General features: G+C 37.5%; 22 protein-coding genes. 18 read left to right on the top strand and 4 right to left on the bottom strand.

The window, feature by feature from the left end; genetic code table 11:
- Nucleotide 1 precedes the first annotated feature (1 nt).
- The 17 genes from IAE19_RS03100 (at nucleotide 2) to IAE19_RS03020 (ending at nucleotide 12,984) form a co-directional block, all read left to right on the top strand.
- Nucleotides 2-250 (top strand): hypothetical protein, encoded by a 249-nt coding sequence (locus IAE19_RS03100; protein WP_200459480.1) that lies wholly within the window; start codon nucleotides 2-4, stop codon nucleotides 248-250.
- Nucleotides 251-361: 111 nt separating this feature from the next.
- The gene (locus tag IAE19_RS03095; protein ID WP_200459479.1) at nucleotides 362-922 is read left to right on the top strand and encodes a hypothetical protein; all 561 of its coding nucleotides are present in this window, start codon (nucleotides 362-364) and stop codon (nucleotides 920-922) included.
- Complete coding sequence (locus IAE19_RS03090; protein WP_200459478.1) at nucleotides 903-1,247, top strand: phage tail protein; 345 nt, start codon at nucleotides 903-905, stop codon at nucleotides 1,245-1,247. The genes IAE19_RS03095 and IAE19_RS03090 overlap by 20 nt, the downstream gene beginning before the upstream one ends.
- A 52-nt stretch (nucleotides 1,248-1,299) precedes the next feature.
- Nucleotides 1,300-2,025, top strand: coding sequence for a tail fiber domain-containing protein (locus IAE19_RS03085; RefSeq protein ID WP_200459477.1), 726 nt, complete (start codon nucleotides 1,300-1,302; stop codon nucleotides 2,023-2,025).
- A complete protein-coding gene (locus tag IAE19_RS03080; RefSeq protein ID WP_200459476.1) occupies nucleotides 2,009-2,815 on the top strand; it encodes a phage minor tail protein L in 807 nt (268 codons plus the stop codon). The genes IAE19_RS03085 and IAE19_RS03080 overlap by 17 nt, the downstream gene beginning before the upstream one ends.
- A 124-nt stretch (nucleotides 2,816-2,939) precedes the next feature.
- The gene (locus IAE19_RS03075) at nucleotides 2,940-3,701 is read left to right on the top strand and encodes a C40 family peptidase (RefSeq protein ID WP_200459475.1); all 762 of its coding nucleotides are present in this window, start codon (nucleotides 2,940-2,942) and stop codon (nucleotides 3,699-3,701) included.
- Entirely contained in the window at nucleotides 3,691-4,284 is a 594-nt protein-coding gene (locus tag IAE19_RS03070; protein ID WP_200459474.1) for a tail assembly protein, read from the top strand. Before IAE19_RS03075 ends, IAE19_RS03070 begins: the two co-directional genes overlap by 11 nt.
- Before the next feature lie 54 nt (nucleotides 4,285-4,338).
- A complete protein-coding gene (locus IAE19_RS03065) occupies nucleotides 4,339-8,022 on the top strand; it encodes a host specificity protein J (RefSeq protein ID WP_200459473.1) in 3,684 nt (1,227 codons plus the stop codon).
- On the top strand, nucleotides 8,009-8,320 hold the full coding sequence (locus IAE19_RS03060; RefSeq protein ID WP_200459472.1) for a hypothetical protein: 312 nt from the start codon (nucleotides 8,009-8,011) through the stop codon (nucleotides 8,318-8,320). The genes IAE19_RS03065 and IAE19_RS03060 overlap by 14 nt, the downstream gene beginning before the upstream one ends.
- A gap of 1 nt (nucleotide 8,321) precedes the next feature.
- Entirely contained in the window at nucleotides 8,322-9,095 is a 774-nt protein-coding gene (locus IAE19_RS03055) for a hypothetical protein (RefSeq protein ID WP_200459471.1), read from the top strand.
- A gap of 60 nt (nucleotides 9,096-9,155) precedes the next feature.
- Nucleotides 9,156-9,428 carry a holin gene (locus tag IAE19_RS03050; protein ID WP_200459470.1) on the top strand — a complete coding sequence of 91 codons (273 nt, stop codon included), beginning with the start codon at nucleotides 9,156-9,158 and terminating at the stop codon, nucleotides 9,426-9,428.
- Nucleotides 9,412-9,957 (top strand): glycoside hydrolase family protein, encoded by a 546-nt coding sequence (locus IAE19_RS03045; RefSeq protein WP_200459469.1) that lies wholly within the window; start codon nucleotides 9,412-9,414, stop codon nucleotides 9,955-9,957. Before IAE19_RS03050 ends, IAE19_RS03045 begins: the two co-directional genes overlap by 17 nt.
- Nucleotides 9,957-10,256 (top strand): DUF6527 family protein, encoded by a 300-nt coding sequence (locus IAE19_RS03040; protein WP_200459468.1) that lies wholly within the window; start codon nucleotides 9,957-9,959, stop codon nucleotides 10,254-10,256. The genes IAE19_RS03045 and IAE19_RS03040 overlap by 1 nt, the downstream gene beginning before the upstream one ends.
- Nucleotides 10,253-10,795, top strand: coding sequence for a hypothetical protein (locus IAE19_RS03035; protein ID WP_200459467.1), 543 nt, complete (start codon nucleotides 10,253-10,255; stop codon nucleotides 10,793-10,795). The genes IAE19_RS03040 and IAE19_RS03035 overlap by 4 nt, the downstream gene beginning before the upstream one ends.
- A 306-nt stretch (nucleotides 10,796-11,101) precedes the next feature.
- Nucleotides 11,102-11,485: a hypothetical protein gene (locus IAE19_RS03030; protein ID WP_200459466.1), complete on the top strand. Its 384-nt coding sequence runs from the start codon at nucleotides 11,102-11,104 to the stop codon at nucleotides 11,483-11,485.
- A gap of 97 nt (nucleotides 11,486-11,582) precedes the next feature.
- Nucleotides 11,583-12,029 (top strand): BLUF domain-containing protein, encoded by a 447-nt coding sequence (locus tag IAE19_RS03025; RefSeq protein ID WP_200459465.1) that lies wholly within the window; start codon nucleotides 11,583-11,585, stop codon nucleotides 12,027-12,029.
- Between the two features lie 508 nt (nucleotides 12,030-12,537).
- Nucleotides 12,538-12,984, top strand: a complete 447-nt coding sequence (locus tag IAE19_RS03020; protein WP_200459464.1) for a BLUF domain-containing protein — start codon at nucleotides 12,538-12,540, stop codon at nucleotides 12,982-12,984.
- Between the two features lie 194 nt (nucleotides 12,985-13,178).
- Here IAE19_RS03020 and IAE19_RS03015 read toward each other — a convergent pair whose 3' ends face one another.
- The 3 genes from IAE19_RS03015 to IAE19_RS03005 form a co-directional block, all read right to left on the bottom strand.
- Entirely contained in the window at nucleotides 13,179-14,105 is a 927-nt protein-coding gene (locus IAE19_RS03015) for a hypothetical protein (protein ID WP_200459463.1), read from the bottom strand.
- Between the two features lie 505 nt (nucleotides 14,106-14,610).
- Nucleotides 14,611-15,360 (bottom strand): YebC/PmpR family DNA-binding transcriptional regulator, encoded by a 750-nt coding sequence (locus tag IAE19_RS03010; protein ID WP_200459462.1) that lies wholly within the window; start codon nucleotides 15,358-15,360, stop codon nucleotides 14,611-14,613.
- A gap of 111 nt (nucleotides 15,361-15,471) precedes the next feature.
- Nucleotides 15,472-16,032 (bottom strand): 1-acyl-sn-glycerol-3-phosphate acyltransferase, encoded by a 561-nt coding sequence (locus tag IAE19_RS03005; protein ID WP_200459461.1) that lies wholly within the window; start codon nucleotides 16,030-16,032, stop codon nucleotides 15,472-15,474.
- A gap of 363 nt (nucleotides 16,033-16,395) precedes the next feature.
- Here IAE19_RS03005 and IAE19_RS03000 point away from each other — a divergent pair, with 363 nt between their 5' ends.
- A complete protein-coding gene (locus IAE19_RS03000) occupies nucleotides 16,396-16,557 on the top strand; it encodes a hypothetical protein (RefSeq protein ID WP_200459460.1) in 162 nt (53 codons plus the stop codon).
- A gap of 396 nt (nucleotides 16,558-16,953) precedes the next feature.
- On the opposite strand, the gene IAE19_RS02995 is transcribed toward IAE19_RS03000, so the two are convergent.
- Nucleotides 16,954-19,122, bottom strand: coding sequence for a TonB-dependent siderophore receptor (locus IAE19_RS02995; RefSeq protein WP_200459459.1), 2,169 nt, complete (start codon nucleotides 19,120-19,122; stop codon nucleotides 16,954-16,956).
- Nucleotides 19,123-19,161: the final 39 nt, after the last annotated feature.

Raw genomic sequence — 19,161 nt, 5'->3', positions numbered from 1 at the left:
TATGAGTGATGAAATTAATCCTAGCGAGGCTTCGAGAAAACTAGAGATCAACGATATTGTGTTGGTTTCATTAATTCGCTTTATGGTGGAAAAAGGTGTTATTGATGCCCAGGAGTTTGAAGAATACTTGAGGGAGGTGGAACTCTCAACATTTAAGTCAGCACCTCCTGAGGCTATTGAAAAGTTTGGAGATAAAATCAAAACTGATTTTGATTTGATTTTTGAGTTACTTCAACGTCAAAAAAAATAGTACTGTCAGAACAGTCATTCGACAAGAACAACGGCAGGGTGGATTGCTCTCGAAGTGATTAATTTAAACACAGAACCCACTTTTTAAGTGGGTTTTTTTTGGAAAAAATTCATGGAAAATAATCTTATTGCTTTGGGCATGATTGTCTTAGTAGTTATTCTTTATATGGCTTGCTCAATATTTATTACATCTGATCAACTTCAAAACTTCACTTTGGCTTTTATTTTTGTTTTGAGTTTTGGATTGTTATTCCGCAGAAAAATTAAAAAAAGTAATCAACAGCAACTTGGTCAGGAAATTGGCGATGTCGTACGAAGTGTTATATATAAGGAACAGCGACAGGGTGGATTATTAGTAAATAGTCAAAAACATACTTGTGCCTATTCGATCATTCATCAGGTTGGTGGCATTCAAAAAGCTAAGTCAATAATGGCCAAAATACCTAAACACATTTTTTCTATGAAAGTCGTTGAAATGACTCACTATGATCCAATCTTTTATAGTTATTGGTATGTAAGCAAATATAAAAAAACCAATAAAGATGAATATTTTGCATGTCATTTAGGAGAGTTGCAGACATTTCCTAATCCAAATCCTCCTAAGCTTGTTTCACTTAAATCTATTGCAGATGCAATCAAAGAGATTGAAAAAGATGAGCAACCGAAAATTTGAATGGTGCAGCGACTTAGATGGCAACTCGGGAACCCAAAACTTTAATGTGTTGAATTCAAAGTTTGGCGATGGTTATGAACAAAACATCTCGGTCGGCATCAACAATCGAAAGGGTGAGTGGGTTTACCAAAGAACTGCATTAAAAGCCGAGATTCAAGCGATTAAGGCATTTTTTGATGATCATAAAGGTGCAGATTCATTTCTCTGGAATTCGCCTTTGGATGGTGAAGTACGTGTAAAAACCGATACTTCTTATACTCCAAGTTGCGTTGGAGGTGATGTCTGGCGAATCTCAACTACATTCACCCAAGTCTTTTACCCTTAAACCATCTAAATATACACAGCACCTTCGGGTGCTTTTTTTATGCGAGAAAGAAATGGCTAAACAATCAATCAATTTGGGCACAGCACCAAGCGGAACGGATGGCGATACAAACCGAAGTGCAAACACAAAAGTTAATGCGAATTTTACTGAGATTTATGATTCTTTGGCTGGATCTGCTGGATCCACCACGTTGCCTACCCCACCTCGGTTAGCATCAGCGAACACATGGGCTGCTGCGCAAACTTTCAATGTTATGCCCACAATAAAAGGGAGTTATGCTGGACTCAGACTTAGCGCACCTGACACTGTTGATGCCTCTGTAATTGGTAACTCTACAACTTTAGAATCATCTTCTGGGACTTCTTTTTATATCACTTATAGAGACAAAGCTGAATCTAACACTGGTCGTATAAATGTCTATTTCCCACGAGCATCTGGAACACTGGCTTTAGCGACTTCTGATGAGCGGATCAAAGATAAAGTTTCAATTGTTGACGAAAAGGAATGTCTTGAACGTCTCGAAAAATTAGAAATTTGGAATTACACACTAAAAGTAGGAATGAGCACGAATCCTGATGCTTCATCTCAACCCAAAAGAGGGTTCATGGCTCAACAAGTGGATGATATCGATCATGCTTATGCAATACCTCCAAATTCAGAGGGTGAATATTGGGGTGTGGATGATCGTGCAATTATCGCTGATTTAGTGGGTGCAGTTCGGGTGCTAAAAGCTGAAATTGATCTACTAAAGGGTGTGAATAATGAGCCTGAACAGTGATTTTCAAAAGCTTTATGTCGATGGCTTGATCACATTATTTGAATTAGATGCAAGTCATTTGGGTGCAGGCATATTACGTTTTCATGGTCATATATCTTTCCAAGATTGGCAGCGCATTTATGAATTAGCGGGCAGTCAGGTGGATTTTGCAGGCGCATCAACTGAATATGCCGGCAAAGTATTTGCAAATGGCACTGAAAAGGTTTGGATGAGAAATATCATCTTTGACGGTCAAACTTACGAGCCAATGGCACTACAAGTTGATGGTTTGGAGATGAATAGCACAGGCAAGGCTTCAATGCCAACATTAACCATGGGGAATAACATCGCAGGTGTTCAAGGTGCTGTATCTGCGTATTGTTTGCGCTTTGAAGATTTTGTAGGTGTGAAAATCAAAGTTATCCGAACACTTGCTAAATATCTGGATGCTGAAAACTTTAGTGCTGGCAATACATCAGCAGACCCAAGCCAACAAAAAACACAGATTTGGTACATCGAGCAAAAGACATCCGAAAACGCTCAACAAGTCACATTTGAATTATCAAATCCGATCGATTTTGAAGGCTTGCAAATCCCTGTTCGTAATATCACTGGCTACTGTGATTGGTGTATGCGAGGTAATTATCGCGGTGAAGAGTGCCAATACATGGGCTTACAATACTTCACAGACAAAAATGTGGCGACCGATGACCCAAGTCAAGATAAGTGTCGCGGTGATCTTGAGGCCTGCCAATTGCGTAACAACGAAGCAAATTTTGGCGGTTTCCCTGCATCAAATTTGTTTCAGTGAGGATATATGAATATCAAGTATTGCTTGTGTGGCGGCACATACAAGCCAACAGGTCTGGTTTTGACTTCATGCCCACCACAAATCCAGCATAAATGTGATAAGTGTGGAAAGATTGAGGGGTTCTATGAAATTAGCAGCAAAATTGAAGAAGCAAATTGTTAAGGCGTCAGCAGAGCATTATCCTTTCGAGATGTGCGGTGTCGTCATTGCTGGTGAGTTTATTCAATGTGAAAACGTGTCAGATGACGCACAAAATCACTTTGAAATTTCACCATTGGAATTAGCGCGTTTAGAAGATCGTGGCGAGATTCAGGCTTATGTGCATTCTCACCCAGATGGTACAGCAACGGCTTCACCACTGGATAAACACCAAATCGAGTTACACGGCAAAACATGGATTATATGTGCTTACCCTGATATTGAGATTCAAGCTTATGAGCCATGCGGATACAAAGCACCATTAATTGGTCGAAACTATCATCATGGTTGGCAAGATTGCTACTCATTGGTTCGTGACTTTTACGGGCGAGAATTAAATATTATTTTGCCTGATTTTGAACGCTCGGATTTATGGTGGGAATCGAAAAACAATAAATCGCTATATCTCGAAAATTACGAAAAAGCAGGATTCTATGAAGTCGATTCACCACAATATGGCGATATGCTTGTTTGTAAAGTTGGGCGGACTGAACATCCTAATCATGCTGTTATTTGGCTGGGTGACAAGTGGGAATTTAAATCCGAGAAAGCCGAACAGGCGATTGGCAACACTTTAATTTTACATCATCCGTATAACCAAAGCTCAAAACGCGAAATCTATGGCCACAATTGGCAAGAACGCACAGTTAAGATTTTAAGACATAAGGATCGCAACCATGGCTTATAAAACAATCCGCTTTCATGGTGTTCTACGTGAAAAATTCGGCAAAGAGTGGCGTTTAGAAGTGAGTTCCGTGAAAGAAGCCATGCGACTGCTTGCGGTGCAAATTCAAGGCTTGGAGCACTTCATGCTGAACGCTCACAAAAAAGGTTTACGTTTTGCTGTATTCATTGGCAACAAACGCACAATTTCAGAAAAAGAAGTGGATATGAGTACAGGTTCGGAGCTGATTCGCATTATTCCGATTGTCGAGGGTGCGGGGGGAAATGGCGTTTTACAGACTGTTTTAGGCGCTGTGATGGTGGTCGTTGGAGTTGTGATAACTGGCTTATCTTACGGTTGGGCTGCACCTGTGGGACAAGCACTCATCGGCGCAGGTATGGGTATGATGGTCGGTGGTGTTGCTCAAATGCTGATGCCAAAAACCCAAACTGATGATGCGAACAGTGACGGCAATAAATCAAACTACGGTTTTGGCTCGGCCGTCACAACCGTAGCGCAAGGGAATCCAGTTCCGATTCTGTATGGGGAATTTGAAATCGGCGGATTTGTCTTAAATGGTGGCCAGTACCCAGAAGACCAACTTTAATCATAAAACTTACAAGGCGCATTTAGCGCCTTTTTTTATTGCTTGGAATTTACTATGAATGCAGTAGTGAAAGGTGCAAAAAGTGGAAGCAGTAATACCAGAACACCAGTCGTTGCAGAGGATTCAGCGCAATCCAAAACCTACATTAAACTCCAATATGGTATGTCGGAAGGTGAGATTGAAGGGTTGGCAGATGGCGCAAAATCTATCTTTCTGGATGATACGCCAATTTTGGACAGCAATGGAGGCGACAACTTTTTAGGTGTGACTTGGGATTTCCGCACAGGCACAAATGATCAAACCTACATGGAAGGTTTTCCAGAAGTTTCTAATGATACTGATGTTAATGTTGAACTCAAAACCAATGCATGGGTACGTTCGATCTCAAACACAGTTATTAATGCTGCGCGTGTACGTTTGCGCTTTGGGGCATTGCGAACAACAAATGCCAGTAATGGTGATGTGACAGGCGTAACAATTAAATATGCGATCGACATTTCAACAGATGGAGGTGCATACGTTACGATGATTGATACCCAGATTAGCGATAAAACATCGTCGAATTATGAACGTTCTCATCGTATTGACTTGCCAAAAGCGACAAGCGGTTGGAACATTCGCGTTCGTCGTTTAACACCGCCCGCACAGTCAGATTACGTAAGTGATTCAATGTATGTGGCTTCGTATGCAGAAGTAATTGATGCGAAATTTCGTTACCCAAATACAGCACTACTTGGGCTTCAATATGACGCTGAAAACTTCTCAAGCGTGGCAAAAGTTGCTGTGCGTGCAAAAGGTATTAAAGTTCGTGTACCTACAAACTATGATCCAATCGCACGCACTTACTCAGGCATTTGGGATGGGTCATTTAAGCGTTCTTACTCGAATAATCCAGCATGGATTTATTACGATCTATGTACACAAAAACGCTATGGACTAGGTGAACGCATTACAGATGATATGCTTGATAAAGCAAGCTTGTATCGCTTGGCACAATATTGTGATGGCTTCGTAAGTGATGGGGCAGGCGGTCTTGAACCACGTTTCACGTGTAATGTTTACATTCAATCGGCAGAAGATGCTTATTCAATTTTCAGCAAGTTGGCAGGCGTATTTCGCGCAATCTCATATTGGGATGGTGACAGCATTGTTTGTGATGCAGATATTCCGCAAGACGTCTATTTCAATTACACAAACGCAAACGTCATAAATGGCACTTTTGAATATTCTGGCACACGTGCGCGTGATCGACATACAGTGGCAAAGGTGGCTTGGTCGAATCCAGACAACCGCTTCAAAACCGAATATGAAATCGTGCGTGATGAAAATGCAATTGCTAAGCATGGTGTGAAGATTGTTGAAATCGCTGCATGGGGTTGTACGTCACGTGGTCAAGCTCAACGAGCAGGACTCTGGGCAATACGTTCTGAGCAATATGAAACTCAAACTGTAAGCTTTAAAGTAGGTCTAGATGGAAACATTCCCGTACCAGGTAAAGTTATTTCGGTTGCCGACAATGATTATGCAGGTCGCTTCATCGGTGGTCGTATTTCTACAATCTCAAGTGATAGAAAGACTCTGACTTTAGATCGTGAAGTTATTGCAAATGCAGGAGATAAAATCTATATCAATAGTGAAAGTGGTCAATCTGTAACGAATATTATTTCAACTGTTTCAGGCAATAAAGTTACAGTTCAAACAGCTTTCGCTTCTAATTTAATCGCAGCACAAAATGCTTGGACGATAGATTCATCTGAATTGGCGACACGCAAATTTCGTGTGATGACTATTACTCAAGATGAAGAACATCAATTCTCAATTACTGCGCTTGAATACAATGCACAGAAATACGATGCAATCGATAGCGGTGCTCATATTCAAGAAGCTCCAGTTTCGATCATTAATCCAACCACTCAGGCCGCACCAAAGAACGTAACATTTTCAACTTACGACCAAGTACAGCAGGGCATCAACGTTGCTACGATGGTGATTCAATGGGATAAAGCTGAATTTGCGGTTAAGTACCTTGTTGAATGGAAAAAAGATGATGGTACTTGGATTCGTATGCCACTCACAGGTAATACAAGTGTTGAAGTTGCAGGGATTTATTCAGGCAATTATCAAGCGCGTGTAACTGCTATTTCAGCGTTTGATATTTCATCTTTACCGACGTCCTCTGTTTTAACCACATTGTCGGGCAAGACTGGAACACCACCCCAATTGGCCTTTATTCGCGCAACTGGGACTATGTTTGGCATGAAAGTAGATTGGGGTTTTCCTGCAAAAGGGGCTAGTGATACTGCATACACTGAAATCCAAGTGTCTACCTCATCAAATGGAACTAATGCGACTCAATTGGGCTTTTATGCTTATCCAACCACATCACTCCAACAGCAAGGTTTAGCTGCGAATGTCACGCTTTACTACCGCGGCCGTTTGGTGGATAAAATAGGTAACGTAGGTGCATGGTCAGGTTGGACAAGTGGTACTTCTACAGCACAAGTTAATGATATTTTGGATGCTTTGTCTGGGCAGATTACTGAAGATCAATTGGATCAAGATTTGCGACAAAATATTGATCAAATCGATATCAATAAGACTGCAATCTCCAAAGAGATTACTGATCGCATTAACGCTATCGCAAACGAAGCAAACCAAAGAGCCACTGCAATCAGTACTGAAAAAACTGAACGTCAAGCAGCGGATAGTAATCTTTCATCACGTATTGATACTGTGAGCGCGAGTGCTGGTAGCAATACGGCAGCTATTCAGCAAGAGGCAACAGCTAGAGCAGGTGCTGATAGTGCATTATCTACACGTATCGATACAGTGGTTACAAAAACGGGTGAAAACACTGCAGCAATTCAATCCGAAGTCACTGCAAGAACGAATGCAGATAGCGCGCTGGGCACACGTATTGATGCAGTTGTTGTCGATCTAAATGGAAAAGCCACCACTGGCGCTTTAAATGAGGTTAAATCAACAGTTCAGCAACAAGGCAGCTTGATTAGCGCGAATACAACTAAAATTGATGGTGTTTACGCCCAAGTCAATCCACCTATGGCTGGATCAACTACAGATATGGCAGGTAGCAGCACGCAATATGCGGGTGTCTGGTCAGAAATGTCGGCGCGTATTGAAAGTGATATTGCGCAGTCGATACGAACTGATCAAGTGGTTGCTCAAATCAATGACAATGACGCTATTTACAAAAGCCAGATCAAGGCTGTCGCAGATGCTAACAGTGCATTGGTTACTAAGACTGATACGCTGCAAACCACTATAGATGGCAATACAGCAACAATTCAAACTCAACAGCAATCAATCAATGGGCTTAATGCTCAGTATACGATTAAAACTGATGTCAATGGTTTGATCAGCGGGTTTGGCTTGGCTTCAAGTTCAACTTCGAGCGAGTTTTTAATACGTGCCAATCGGTTTGCAATCGCACCGCCTTCGGGTAGTGGCAATACGGGGAAATATGCTTTTGTTTATAACACTACCTCAACCACTTTACCAAATGGCACGGTGATACCTGCTGGGCTTTATCTTAATGACGCGGTAATTGGGTCAGTTGATGCGACTAAAATTAATGCGACGAGTTTGAATGCATTAACTGCTAATTTTGGGACTTGGACATCTACTTCCACAGACGGAGCCAAGACAGTGCAAACAGGGGCTAAGCGTGAAGTATATGCACCAAATGGCACATTAATTATGCGTGATGGATGGTGGTGATATGCCTTATGGATTTCAATGTTTTGATGAAAATACTGGTGCCATTATATTGGATGTGACAGACAGATTGACACGCATACTTGGGGTGATCAACTCTGATGCATTAGAAAATTTTACTGCATCTGTGATCATCGATACAGCTACTGCAAAAAGTGGAGACATTTTTGTTTTTCCTTTAACTCAAGGTGCTGTAATGTCGCTCGCAGGATGGGAAGATAGAAGTAGAAAAATAGAAATAAACGGATCAACAATAACCGTGACGAGTATTAATTTCCCATGTATCTATGGAGTTTACTGATATGCCTTATGGTTTTGAAAGATACACTGCAAACAGCGGGAAATTAGTGATAAGTGATAATTTCTTAAACGTCTCTCTTATTTCTAAGCAAAGCATAAGTAATTTTTCAGAAGTGAGTGACGCAGCCACGATTAGTAGATTATTTCCAGCGCTTGGTGATAAGGGTAAGATATACCAATTTACTTTTACAGTTGGTGCGTCACTTACAAATTGGTTAGTTGCACACAGCTTATCACAAAACAAAATAGCTGTTCTTGAGGTAATAAAATCCTCGGCGACAGCATTAAATGTGAAGGTTTACGTTACTAACGATAGCAACTTAAGTTCATCGCTGATTTATGTTTTTGCCAGTGGTGCAACTAGCGGCAAGAATTATGGAAGGCAGATATTTAATGCATTGACAGGTGTATGTTGTTTTGATTCTAACTTAAAGTATATGCGTGTAATTGGAACGCACGAGCAAAAAAACAATGCAGTTACAACAGTTCCTGCGGGAAAGACACTTGCTATGTTGCCTTGTGCGTACAATATAGAAAGCGCGTCAATCGAAGATTCAGCATCTCCATCTCCTAATCCAAATTCTTATGTGATTACGATAATCTCAACTTCAACCAAGGCGCTCTTCAATACTTGTGTGGGTACGACTGTCACCACATTAGAACTAAGCTCATCAAGTACATCAGGAGGAAATGAATTGGCATCTCGATTACCACGCACTGCAATAAAATCTTTATCATCTCCGTTTAATTTGATAATAGATGTAACAAACTACTAACCAAACTAAATCTCACAGCACCTTCGGGTGCTTTTTTATTGCCAAAATTAGGGGCTAAACATGGCAGATACATCAGCAATTGAAGCAAGCGCAGCAACACTTACAAGTAAAGTAACAGTAACTAGCGGGAGTGCATCTTTTTTGGGTTTTGTTGCAAAAGTAGACGTAATCGCTTGGGGTGGTTTAGCAATCGCAGCACTTGGCTTACTCATTCAACTGTACTTTGCTATTCAAAAAAACAAGCGCGAAAAAAGAGATGCTGAATTGCGGGAAATTGAACATGAGCAACGTATGGCAAACTTAAAAGGGGAATGTCGTGTCGAACAAGACTAAGTATTTTGTCATTGGATCAATAGTAGCCGCCAGTTTTGGCGGTTTTTTTATATCCGATGTGAGCAATGAGCAGGTGAGTGCTACGGCAATTAAAGAAGGCTATGCACCAAAACCAACTATTCCAGTTAAAGGGGATGTTCCAACCATTGGAAACGGCACCACGGTTTACTGCAATGGAAAAAAAGTAACGTTGAATGATCCTGCTATTTCAAAAGAAAAGGCGCTTCAAGAACTGAAATGCCATATTTCAAAGAACGCCCCAGCATTTAATGCGACTTTAAAAAATGTGAAAGTCTCTCAAGTTGAATACGATCTTTACAACGACTTTGTATATCAATACGGCATTAGTGCGTGGAAAGGCTCATCAATGCTATCAAATTTAAAAGCCGGTCAATATATCGCTGCATGCAAATCTTTATTGAAATGGAAATACGTAGCAAAGCGTGATTGTTCTATTCACAGCAATGGTTGTTATGGCGTTTGGACGCGACAAGTTGATCGCTATAACAAATGCATGGGAGCTAACTAATGAGTGAATTCAAGAAAGTTTCAAAAGTCATGCTTGAGTCAAATGGCATCTATTTTATTGAATGTCCCGGATGCAAATATCTGCATCCATTGCATTTTGGTCAACAACATAAAATTCGATGGGACTTTGATGGCAACTTTGAAAAGCCCACATTTTCACCGTCTCTAATGGTAAATGCAGGCCATTCTAATCAATGTCACTCATTTATCCGAAATGGGCAGATACAGTTTTTGACTGACTGTCATCATGAGCTGGCTGGAAGGACAGTGGACTTACCCGAAATGGAGGAACTTGAATGATCTGGCTATCAATTCTGAGCGCGATAAAGCGCTTTTTTTATGTCTGTGTCAAGTGGATTCTGGAAAACAAGCGCTGGGCTTTAATCATCATTTTATTGATTTGCTGCTTATTTCAGTCATGTCAAGTTAATAAACTTGTTGGGGAGATTAAAGCTCTCAAACAACAGCATGCAGACTACATCATTCAGCAACAACTAGCGGCTGAAAAAGCCAAAGTCCAAGCAGCCCAGCAAGAACGAAGGTGGGCAGAACAAATCACCCAAGCGGAGCAAAACTACAATGTCAAAATTAAGAAAATACAGTCTGATGTTAGTGCTGCTCAGTCTGCTGCTATCAGCTTGTCAAAGCAGCTCTCAACTGCAAAACAACGTATGCCCACAGCTTCCCGCGAAACCATCATTGAGTACACCAATACCAACAGTGACATACTCGAAAGTTGCATCACAGAATATCGAAACGTGGCACAAAAAGCTGACGAACACGCAGCTGATGCAGAGCGATTGAGTAATGCATGGCCTTTAGTAGATTCTTTCAATTAAATAAAGTTATTTTTGATTATTTAATGTACAAATGTAAGTAATATCTTACAATCATGTAAGCCATTAGCTTCTTTAATGTAAGCCAGAGAAGACTATAATTTTTTCCAGCACATTAAAAAGGCTTCTTTAGTATTAGGCAGAAATCTGAAAAATTAATTAAGAGATCTTCATCAAGAATAAAGATTGAATTTTTAATATAAAACTTCTTAATAATATAAAAGAATCTCAGATTATAAATTGATGTGTTAACGATCCTCCCTCAGGGGGCCGAGGGAGGATCATCTTAATTCAATTAGGAGAAATTAAATGTCTTTAAAAAATATTTTAGCTTTTTTAATTTCAATAGTTTCTTTATGCTCTCTAATAATTTTTTTACATTTTATGCATATAGATAAATATCTTAATTTGATTTCTACATCACTTATTTTTGGCCTATTTATCCACTTTTATTATAAAAAAAGCAAAATTATTCTGATTTTAAACTCAACCTTATTTATTCCAATCTTTATTATAAATCCGTGTTTTGAAATAGTTGCAATGTTTATTTCATCAACCTTAACTGGGATTTTTTCACACATTATTAGCTATAAATTGGGGATCAATCGGGAAGTTAAGGACAAGAGAACTTCAAAGGTCTTTTCACCGGGACAACCTAACATTTTAGATGATAGAGAGCTCAAGGGGATATAGTTTCTCAGATATAAATATAAAAATGACTTTTTTATTGTAATTCGCAAAATTTAGTGTCATTCTGCGAGTTCATCTTCTAATTTTTTAGAGCGTTTCAATGAGCTTGCTCAACATGTTGTATGCAAGTAAAACTAAAAACGGGCACCATCAAATTCAGCAAGATTTAATGGATATTCTAAGTGAAGCTTTAAACTTTAATCTGGAAAATGACATTACTGGAGTACTTTATTATGGAAATGGATTTTTCTTACATTATTTAGAAGGTGAGAAAGATAAGCTAGAATATCTATATTATAATTTTATATATAAAGATCATAGACATAAAGAATGTGAAATATTATTCAGTTCTTTTATTGAATTGCGTAATTTCGATAAATGGACCATGAAATACGCCCCTATCAATGTAAAAGTTAAACAATTTTTCAAAACTCAAGAAATTCCAAATTTCAATCCATATCTTATAAATCCACTTTCAATTCCTGCTTTAATTCAAGTAATTTTTGACGATCAGATACGTGTTGCAAATAACTATCATTCTTATTGATTTTCTCTATATTTCTCTAAGGATTAAAGAAAAATAAAAAAACCACACTCTGGAACGGCTAAGTACGAGTGTGGCTATAATCACTAAACGGCAGACTAAAAGAATGGATAAATTTCAGTCTGCTATTACTACTTTAAATATTTAATAATTAAATAATATTGTAGAAATGTAAAAAACTCCAACTTGACTTAACTAGTATCGAAATTTACTATTATGGGTATACATCGCAAAGATGTCTTAGAAACTGGTCAATACCACTAACAAGGCACGGCTACCTATCGCATAGATAGTTTATTCACAAATCTTTATTTTTTGAAATTTTTAACATACAGTCACTCTCACTTTATCTACACAAACAGTAAAATTCTGAAAAAAATAGAATTTTTTCTTAAATCCTTACTTTAGACAGATTTTTAGAGTATTCTTTAAGTGATTAAAATTGCAGATCCCTTCAGCAAGTATTTGTAATATTTTAATTTTTTATAAATTATTATATATCGAGACAAGTATGAGCGATGCAAGAATTTTATATGTTAGTAAGTTTAAAGAATGTGATAATCCAATGAATGAATTATTCAATATTTTAACTGAAGCATTAAACTTTAATACCCCAAATTTTATTTGTGGTGCACTCTATTATGGAAATGGCTATTTCGTTCAGTGTCTTGAAGGTAATAAAACCAAAATTAATGATCTTTTTCATAACAAAATCTTAAACGATCCTCGTCATGAAAATTGTGAGTTAATGTATTGTGAGGAGGTAACAGATAAATTATTTTCCAATTGGCATATGAAATATGCTATTTATCATAAAGAAATAATCAATTTTTTTTCTGAACATAATATTGATGAGTTCAATCCGTACACGTTATCAATTAATAATATACCTGAATTCATTAATTTAATGTCTAAACAGAAGGATAGCTTCTATACGCTTGAACCTAGTAATATTTAAGCTCAATCTCTAAAGTAGAAATTAAGTATAGTTTTATATTTAATTGGAGGGTGGAAAATTCGTTTTCCACCTTTATTTTTTTAAATAGGATCTGCAATTATTTTCTTTTACTGAAATTCAATACCAACAGTGGTACAATTTGATGGAAAGAGGTCTGATAATTAATACAGACCTCATTTTAAGTTATTAAAATATTATGCTAACTCACAAGACTCTCCAGATTTTGAGCACACATTGATACAATTTACCAAATCTAAAACAAACCATGTGCAACTTCCAAGCACAAGAACAACTTCTGCTACAAATGCGACACCATCAGTTGCTACTGCCGCTAAAATAGTAGCCATCGCCGTTGCCCCATAAATTATCATTTGATACCACTTCAGACTAGCCAAAAACGCCTTAATTACCGCTCCAAGGCAACTGGTACTATAAAGAGTAGAGAGGATTGATAATATCCCTCTGGCTCTTTGAGCTAAGCTAGTACCGTCTCTGGCTATCTCATTAACAATACGACCTATTGGTGTGATTGCTGGACCAGCCGCAATAGCAACAGCTTGAGCAGTGGCGCGATTAAAACTGCTTCGTAACCCGATTCCTCCTATAGCTATACAAATTGCATCCATAACAACATATCCGATGGACAAATGGCACTCACTTATAGTTAGGTCTTGTGTATTCATGATTGACTGATTTTGAAGATTTTGAGTTTTCAAAAAATTCCAATCAACCTCGTTTCCATCATTAAGTTTTACAAGCTCCTCATAAGAAATTTTTTGTATATCCTCATCTAGCGGAAATTGCTCTTTATATAATTGCAAACTTTCTGGAGTGAATTTGACGCTATTAGGAAATAATATTGGTGTGAGATAAGTATTGGTGTATAAGTCTTTTACCTCATCACTATTCGCTACCACTATATTGCTTTTAGAAGACACACAATATGTTGATAACTTATTGCCTTGTTTTATCAGCATTATGAATGGTTTATCAGCAGATCTATTCCAAGTTTCAGTTGAATTTGGTTTGATAGAGAAATAACTAGTATCGCCATCATCCCCCCATTTGCTTATACAAACCTCAATTATGTTTGATTTGTTATTTGTGACTTTTATTGTCATTTTAGAGTTCCTTTATTAATGATTTATATTGAGATTTAAAATTACAAAGTTATAGTTTTTATTAGTATCACTGAAATTGGGTATTTAAAGAAATAAAATTAGGAAACCGATCACAAAATCTGAAAATACAATGAATTATCTCGACTATATTTTTACTAAAAAATAAAATAAAATTTTTAAGACAAAAGGAAACTACATGAAAAAGATAATTTTATTAGCTTTAATGCTTAGTCTTGTAGGGTGTGGGGAAAATACCTCTTCTAATGTTTCAAGCCCAATAACTCAAAGTAATGAAATAAACCTATCTAGAGCTGCATGGTCAAAATGACTATGTAGCAATCTAATTTAATTTAAGAATCTGTTTAATACGCTTTGAAAAATTCAATTAAAATTTAATGCAGCATTAAAGTTCTAGTGCAACAAAATTACAAATATTTAATTTAAGTTACTGAAATTTATAAATAAAAAACGCGCATAAAGCGCGTTCTTTCTTTCTCCGATAAGATTAAGCATCAAGTTGCGTTAATACATCATCAGAAAATTCAACATTGGTATAAACATTTTGAACATCATCCAGATCTTCCAGCATATCAATCATTTTCAGGATTTGTTTTGCTTGTTCAATATCTGTGATTTCAGCTTTGGTCGATGGACTCATAACTACTTCAGCATTATCAGATTTTAAACCTGCTGCTGTTAGTGCATCTTGTACATCACCAAAACTTTCAGGTGAGGTAATGACTAAAATACCATCTTCTTCTATTTCGATATCATCTGCACCAGCTTCTAACGCGACGTCCATGATCTTGTCTTCTAAAGATACATCTTCAAAGGTAATTTCACCGCGTTTAGTGAACAGATAAGATACTGAACCATTGGTTCCCAGGTTACCATTGGTTTTACTAAAGCAATGACGAACATCGGGTACAGTCCGATTTAGGTTATCTGTCATAGTTTCAACTAGAACGGCAACACCGCCGACACCATAACCTTCATATGTCACTTCATTCAGATCATCATTATCTTCACCACCAGCACCTCGTTGAATCGCACGGTTAATAGCATCACGGGTCATATTAACCGACAATGCTTTTTCAACCACAGCACGTAAACGCGGGTTGCTCGCTGCATCGCCGCCGCCTAATTTTGCTGCGGTTACAATTTCACGAATATATTTGGTAAAAACTTTAGCACGGCTTGCATCTTGTTTTGCTTTACGATGCTTGGTGTTTGCCCATTTGGAATGACCTGCCATGTTGCAATATGCTCCTTAAGGATTGGTATAAGTACCAGATCAAATTGTGCAGATTCTATCATAAGCCTATTTTTAGGAGAAAGAGGCTACCTTTTGAAAAATCAACAAACCTTAATCTTTTATTTCAGGAATATAAATATCCAGCCCTACTTTTTCTTTGTAAAGCTTCTGGATCATCACCAAATCCTGATTCAGATCAGAAGGATAAATTTTTCCTAAAATTCCCCCTTTTTTTGTTTTGGCATTGGCATACATCAGTACAATCGGGACATTGGCTGCTTTTGCAATATGCCAAAATCCTGTACGAATAGGTTTACGTGTTTCGCCATTTTTTGCACGAGTTGCTTCTGGGGCGATAACAAGATTAAAACTTTGATGCTCTGCAAATAATTCGACCATTTGTGAGACGATATCTTTATTTGCTTTTCGATCTACTGGGATCCCCCCAATTTTTTCTAATAGAGGTTTGAGTGGACCTTTAAAAAGTTCTTTTTTGATCAGTGTGTGGATTTTAATATCTAAAATTTCAAAAAGAGCGAGTGAAAGTACGGCATCCATATTAGAGGTATGTTCAAATCCAATAATGACTTGTTTATTTTCCAAAGTATTGGGTTCGATGTGATATGACCAGCCAGAAAGCTTAAAAATAGACTTGGCAAGTTGCTTTTTCATGATGAACATCCTCTAAAGATCGGCATAGTTTAGGGAGCTTTATTGAAAAAACAAGAAGCAAAAGCTGTTTTTATACGAATGTATAAAATTTTAGACCAAATGATGACGTAAGTTTAAGTAAGTATAAGTGACATTAGGTGAGCCATTTTCTCAGGCCACTAAATCAGAATATGCTAAGCTACTCTTGTTCAAAAAAAATATCTTAAGCATCGATTTTTCGAGTCTTACATAACTTTAAACAATTTTACAGACCGAATTACTGTAAACGGAAGTTATGGTCTAGCATGAACGTACATCTTAGGGTTTTAACTCAACTTCTAAATGACTAAGGTGATTTAAAAAGCAAAAATGAGGAACATTGTTATGTCTAATCAACGTCAACAAGGTCAATCGCAAGATCAGCAATCGAATCAGTCTAAACAACCTCAACATAACCAACAGTCTGACCAACAACGTCAGCAAGAACAGCAAAATCCGAATCAACAAAAAAACCAGCAAAAGCAACCTAATCAGCAACAACGTTAGAATATCGTCTTCAATATTCTAATTGTTAAAAGGAAAAATGGCGCAAATATGCGCCATTTTTAATTTATAAAAAATATAAAATGATATAAATAAAGTTTAAAAAAAGAACAAAAATGCCATTCCGATGCTAAAAAAACAGATTAGACTTTAGTCGTATCTAGGATTGATTTATAAATATTTTCAACCAATTAAAATAAGGACGTTTTAATGTGGATGAGTTTAATAATTGTCGCAAGTTGCGTATTTTGTATTATTTGCATTTGGAGTGGGTTAGAGTTTTATTTTGAGTCACGTAAACATCGAAAGCAGAATAAGACCAGTGAAAACGTATAGATAAGGCGCATAGAGCGCCTTAAAAGCATCAAGTTAATGATTTAAAAAAATTAACGAAATATGTTAGTATTTAAATTTTACTGTAAAATTAATTTGTCTTGGGTTGCCAAGCGTAACCATATTGGTATTGAGTAAGCCTGCATAGTAATCTTTATCAAATAAATTTTTGATGGATAGTTGTGCTCCCCAAAGTGCCGCCTCATAACCAGTTTCTGCATCATAAAGCAAATATGATGGTGTATGTACATCCAGACCGCTATATGATTTTGAGCTTTCTCCACGAATCCCGCCGCCTACATACCAACCAGAATCATTTTCAGTAAGATAATAGCGAGAACTCAGGCTATAAGTATTTTGTGGAACATTATTCAGAGCCAAACCAATATTACTGAGCAGGGTATCTTTTGTAATTTTGGCATCAAATAGATGACTATAACTTGCAGATAGTTTTAAGCGATCTAATAAATAAGCATTAATTTCTGTTTCTATACCTCGGGTTTGCTGCTCACCATTTAAAACATAAGAACCAGAATTATTGGGATCAGCGGTGGCAACGTTTTGACGGCATAAATCATATAACGCAATACTTGCTTGAATACGTTGATCTATACTTTGTAGCTTAATACCCAATTCGACTTGTTTGCCCGTTTCTGGAGCAAGAATATGACCGAATACATTTGTTCGGGTGTTTGGTAAAAATGAAGTTGCATAACTTGCATACGGAGCAATCATGTCATTGATGTTATAGAGTAAACCGACATTTCCAGTAAATTTCTGATCAACGTTTTGCACTTGTTCTAATTTGTTAGTGATACCATTTTTAGAAATATTTTGAGTAGAAGTTTGAGCCCAATCCTGACGACCTGCTAAACTTAAAATTATTTTATCGGTAAGATCAATGCGATCACGAATATAAAAGCCGATATAGCGGAGTCGATTAATATCTTCGGTACTATTGTTCTTAACATAGCTTACGGTCTGACCGTAGATTGGCTGATATACGTTTAGATTTCCTGTGGTGTATCGATCATTGACATAATCATCTTTGGTTTGCATGGCATCTATACCGATATTAAGATCATGATCCAAATTCCATAAATTAAAACGACGTTGCATACTGTTATCAATTGAATAGGTTGTAATGTCATGTGTCTGATAACGGCCGTTATTACTACGATTCAGCGTAGTATAGACAGGAGTATTTGCTACCCAAAATGTGGATCCTGTTTGAGTAAAAATAACCCGGCCAGTTGATTGCAGTTTTTGTATGGCTGCATTTTGAGTAAACCTCCAGCCATTATCAAAAGCATAATTATATGTCCAGCCTGTTCGGTAAACATCTCCCTCATAATCTCCAAATTCAGGTTCACCGATATATAAATCACGGTTAATTGAACCATTGGGGTTATATTTTAATGTTCCAATGACTGGTAGGCCTTGTTGACGCATATATTCACGATGCTGATAACTTGCAATAACAGATAAATCGGCATTATCTCCCAAATCAAAGTTATAGGAAGGGGAGATATAAAAATTTTTAAAATAGACATAATCAGTGGGATCATTTTGATCTGCAATACGACCCGTTAGACGGAAAGCTCCTTTTTCTGTCTGATTTGGCGCATAGTTCATATCAAACGTTGCTTGTTTAAGATCGTAGCTTCCATAAGTCAGTGCTGCATTTGCGAAAGTTTGCGCTTGTGGCCGCTTGGTGACTAAATTGACCATACCTCCTGGTTGTACCAAACCAAAATTTACGGAAGCGGGGCCCTTAATAATTTGCACCTGCTCCATACCAGAAAGTTCAACAGAGACACCTTCAGATGCAGATTGACTTTGTTTTAAACCATCAATAAAAATTTGATCTGATGAGTTTTGCCCTCGTATAAAGAAATCATCCCAACCTCGACGACCAAGATAACCTGCACTTACACCTGCTACTCCAGTGATTGCATCTGCAAGGGTCGTTGCTTGTCTCTGATCTAATTGTTCGCGTGTAATTACACTCACAGATTGAGCAGTTTCAAAAATTGAGGCATTAGATTTCAAAGCAGAATGAGCATAAGTCGCTACCATTTGAGTATCTATTGCATTCGCTTTGAGAGAAATAACAGGTAAGACATTCGAGTTCGTATCATCTATAGGCGTATTAGGTGTTGCTGCTATTAATGATGTTGATGGGAAAGAAAATAAAATTAATAAAATAGAATAGTTTAAAGCATATTTTCGCATTTAAATGTTCAAAGAAGGAGAGTTAAGAGTGATTCTTAT

The organism is Acinetobacter sp. S40, from assembly GCF_016624705.1.
GTDB lineage: Bacteria > Pseudomonadota > Gammaproteobacteria > Pseudomonadales > Moraxellaceae > Acinetobacter.
This window is presented reverse-complemented; position numbering and strand designations above follow the sequence as displayed.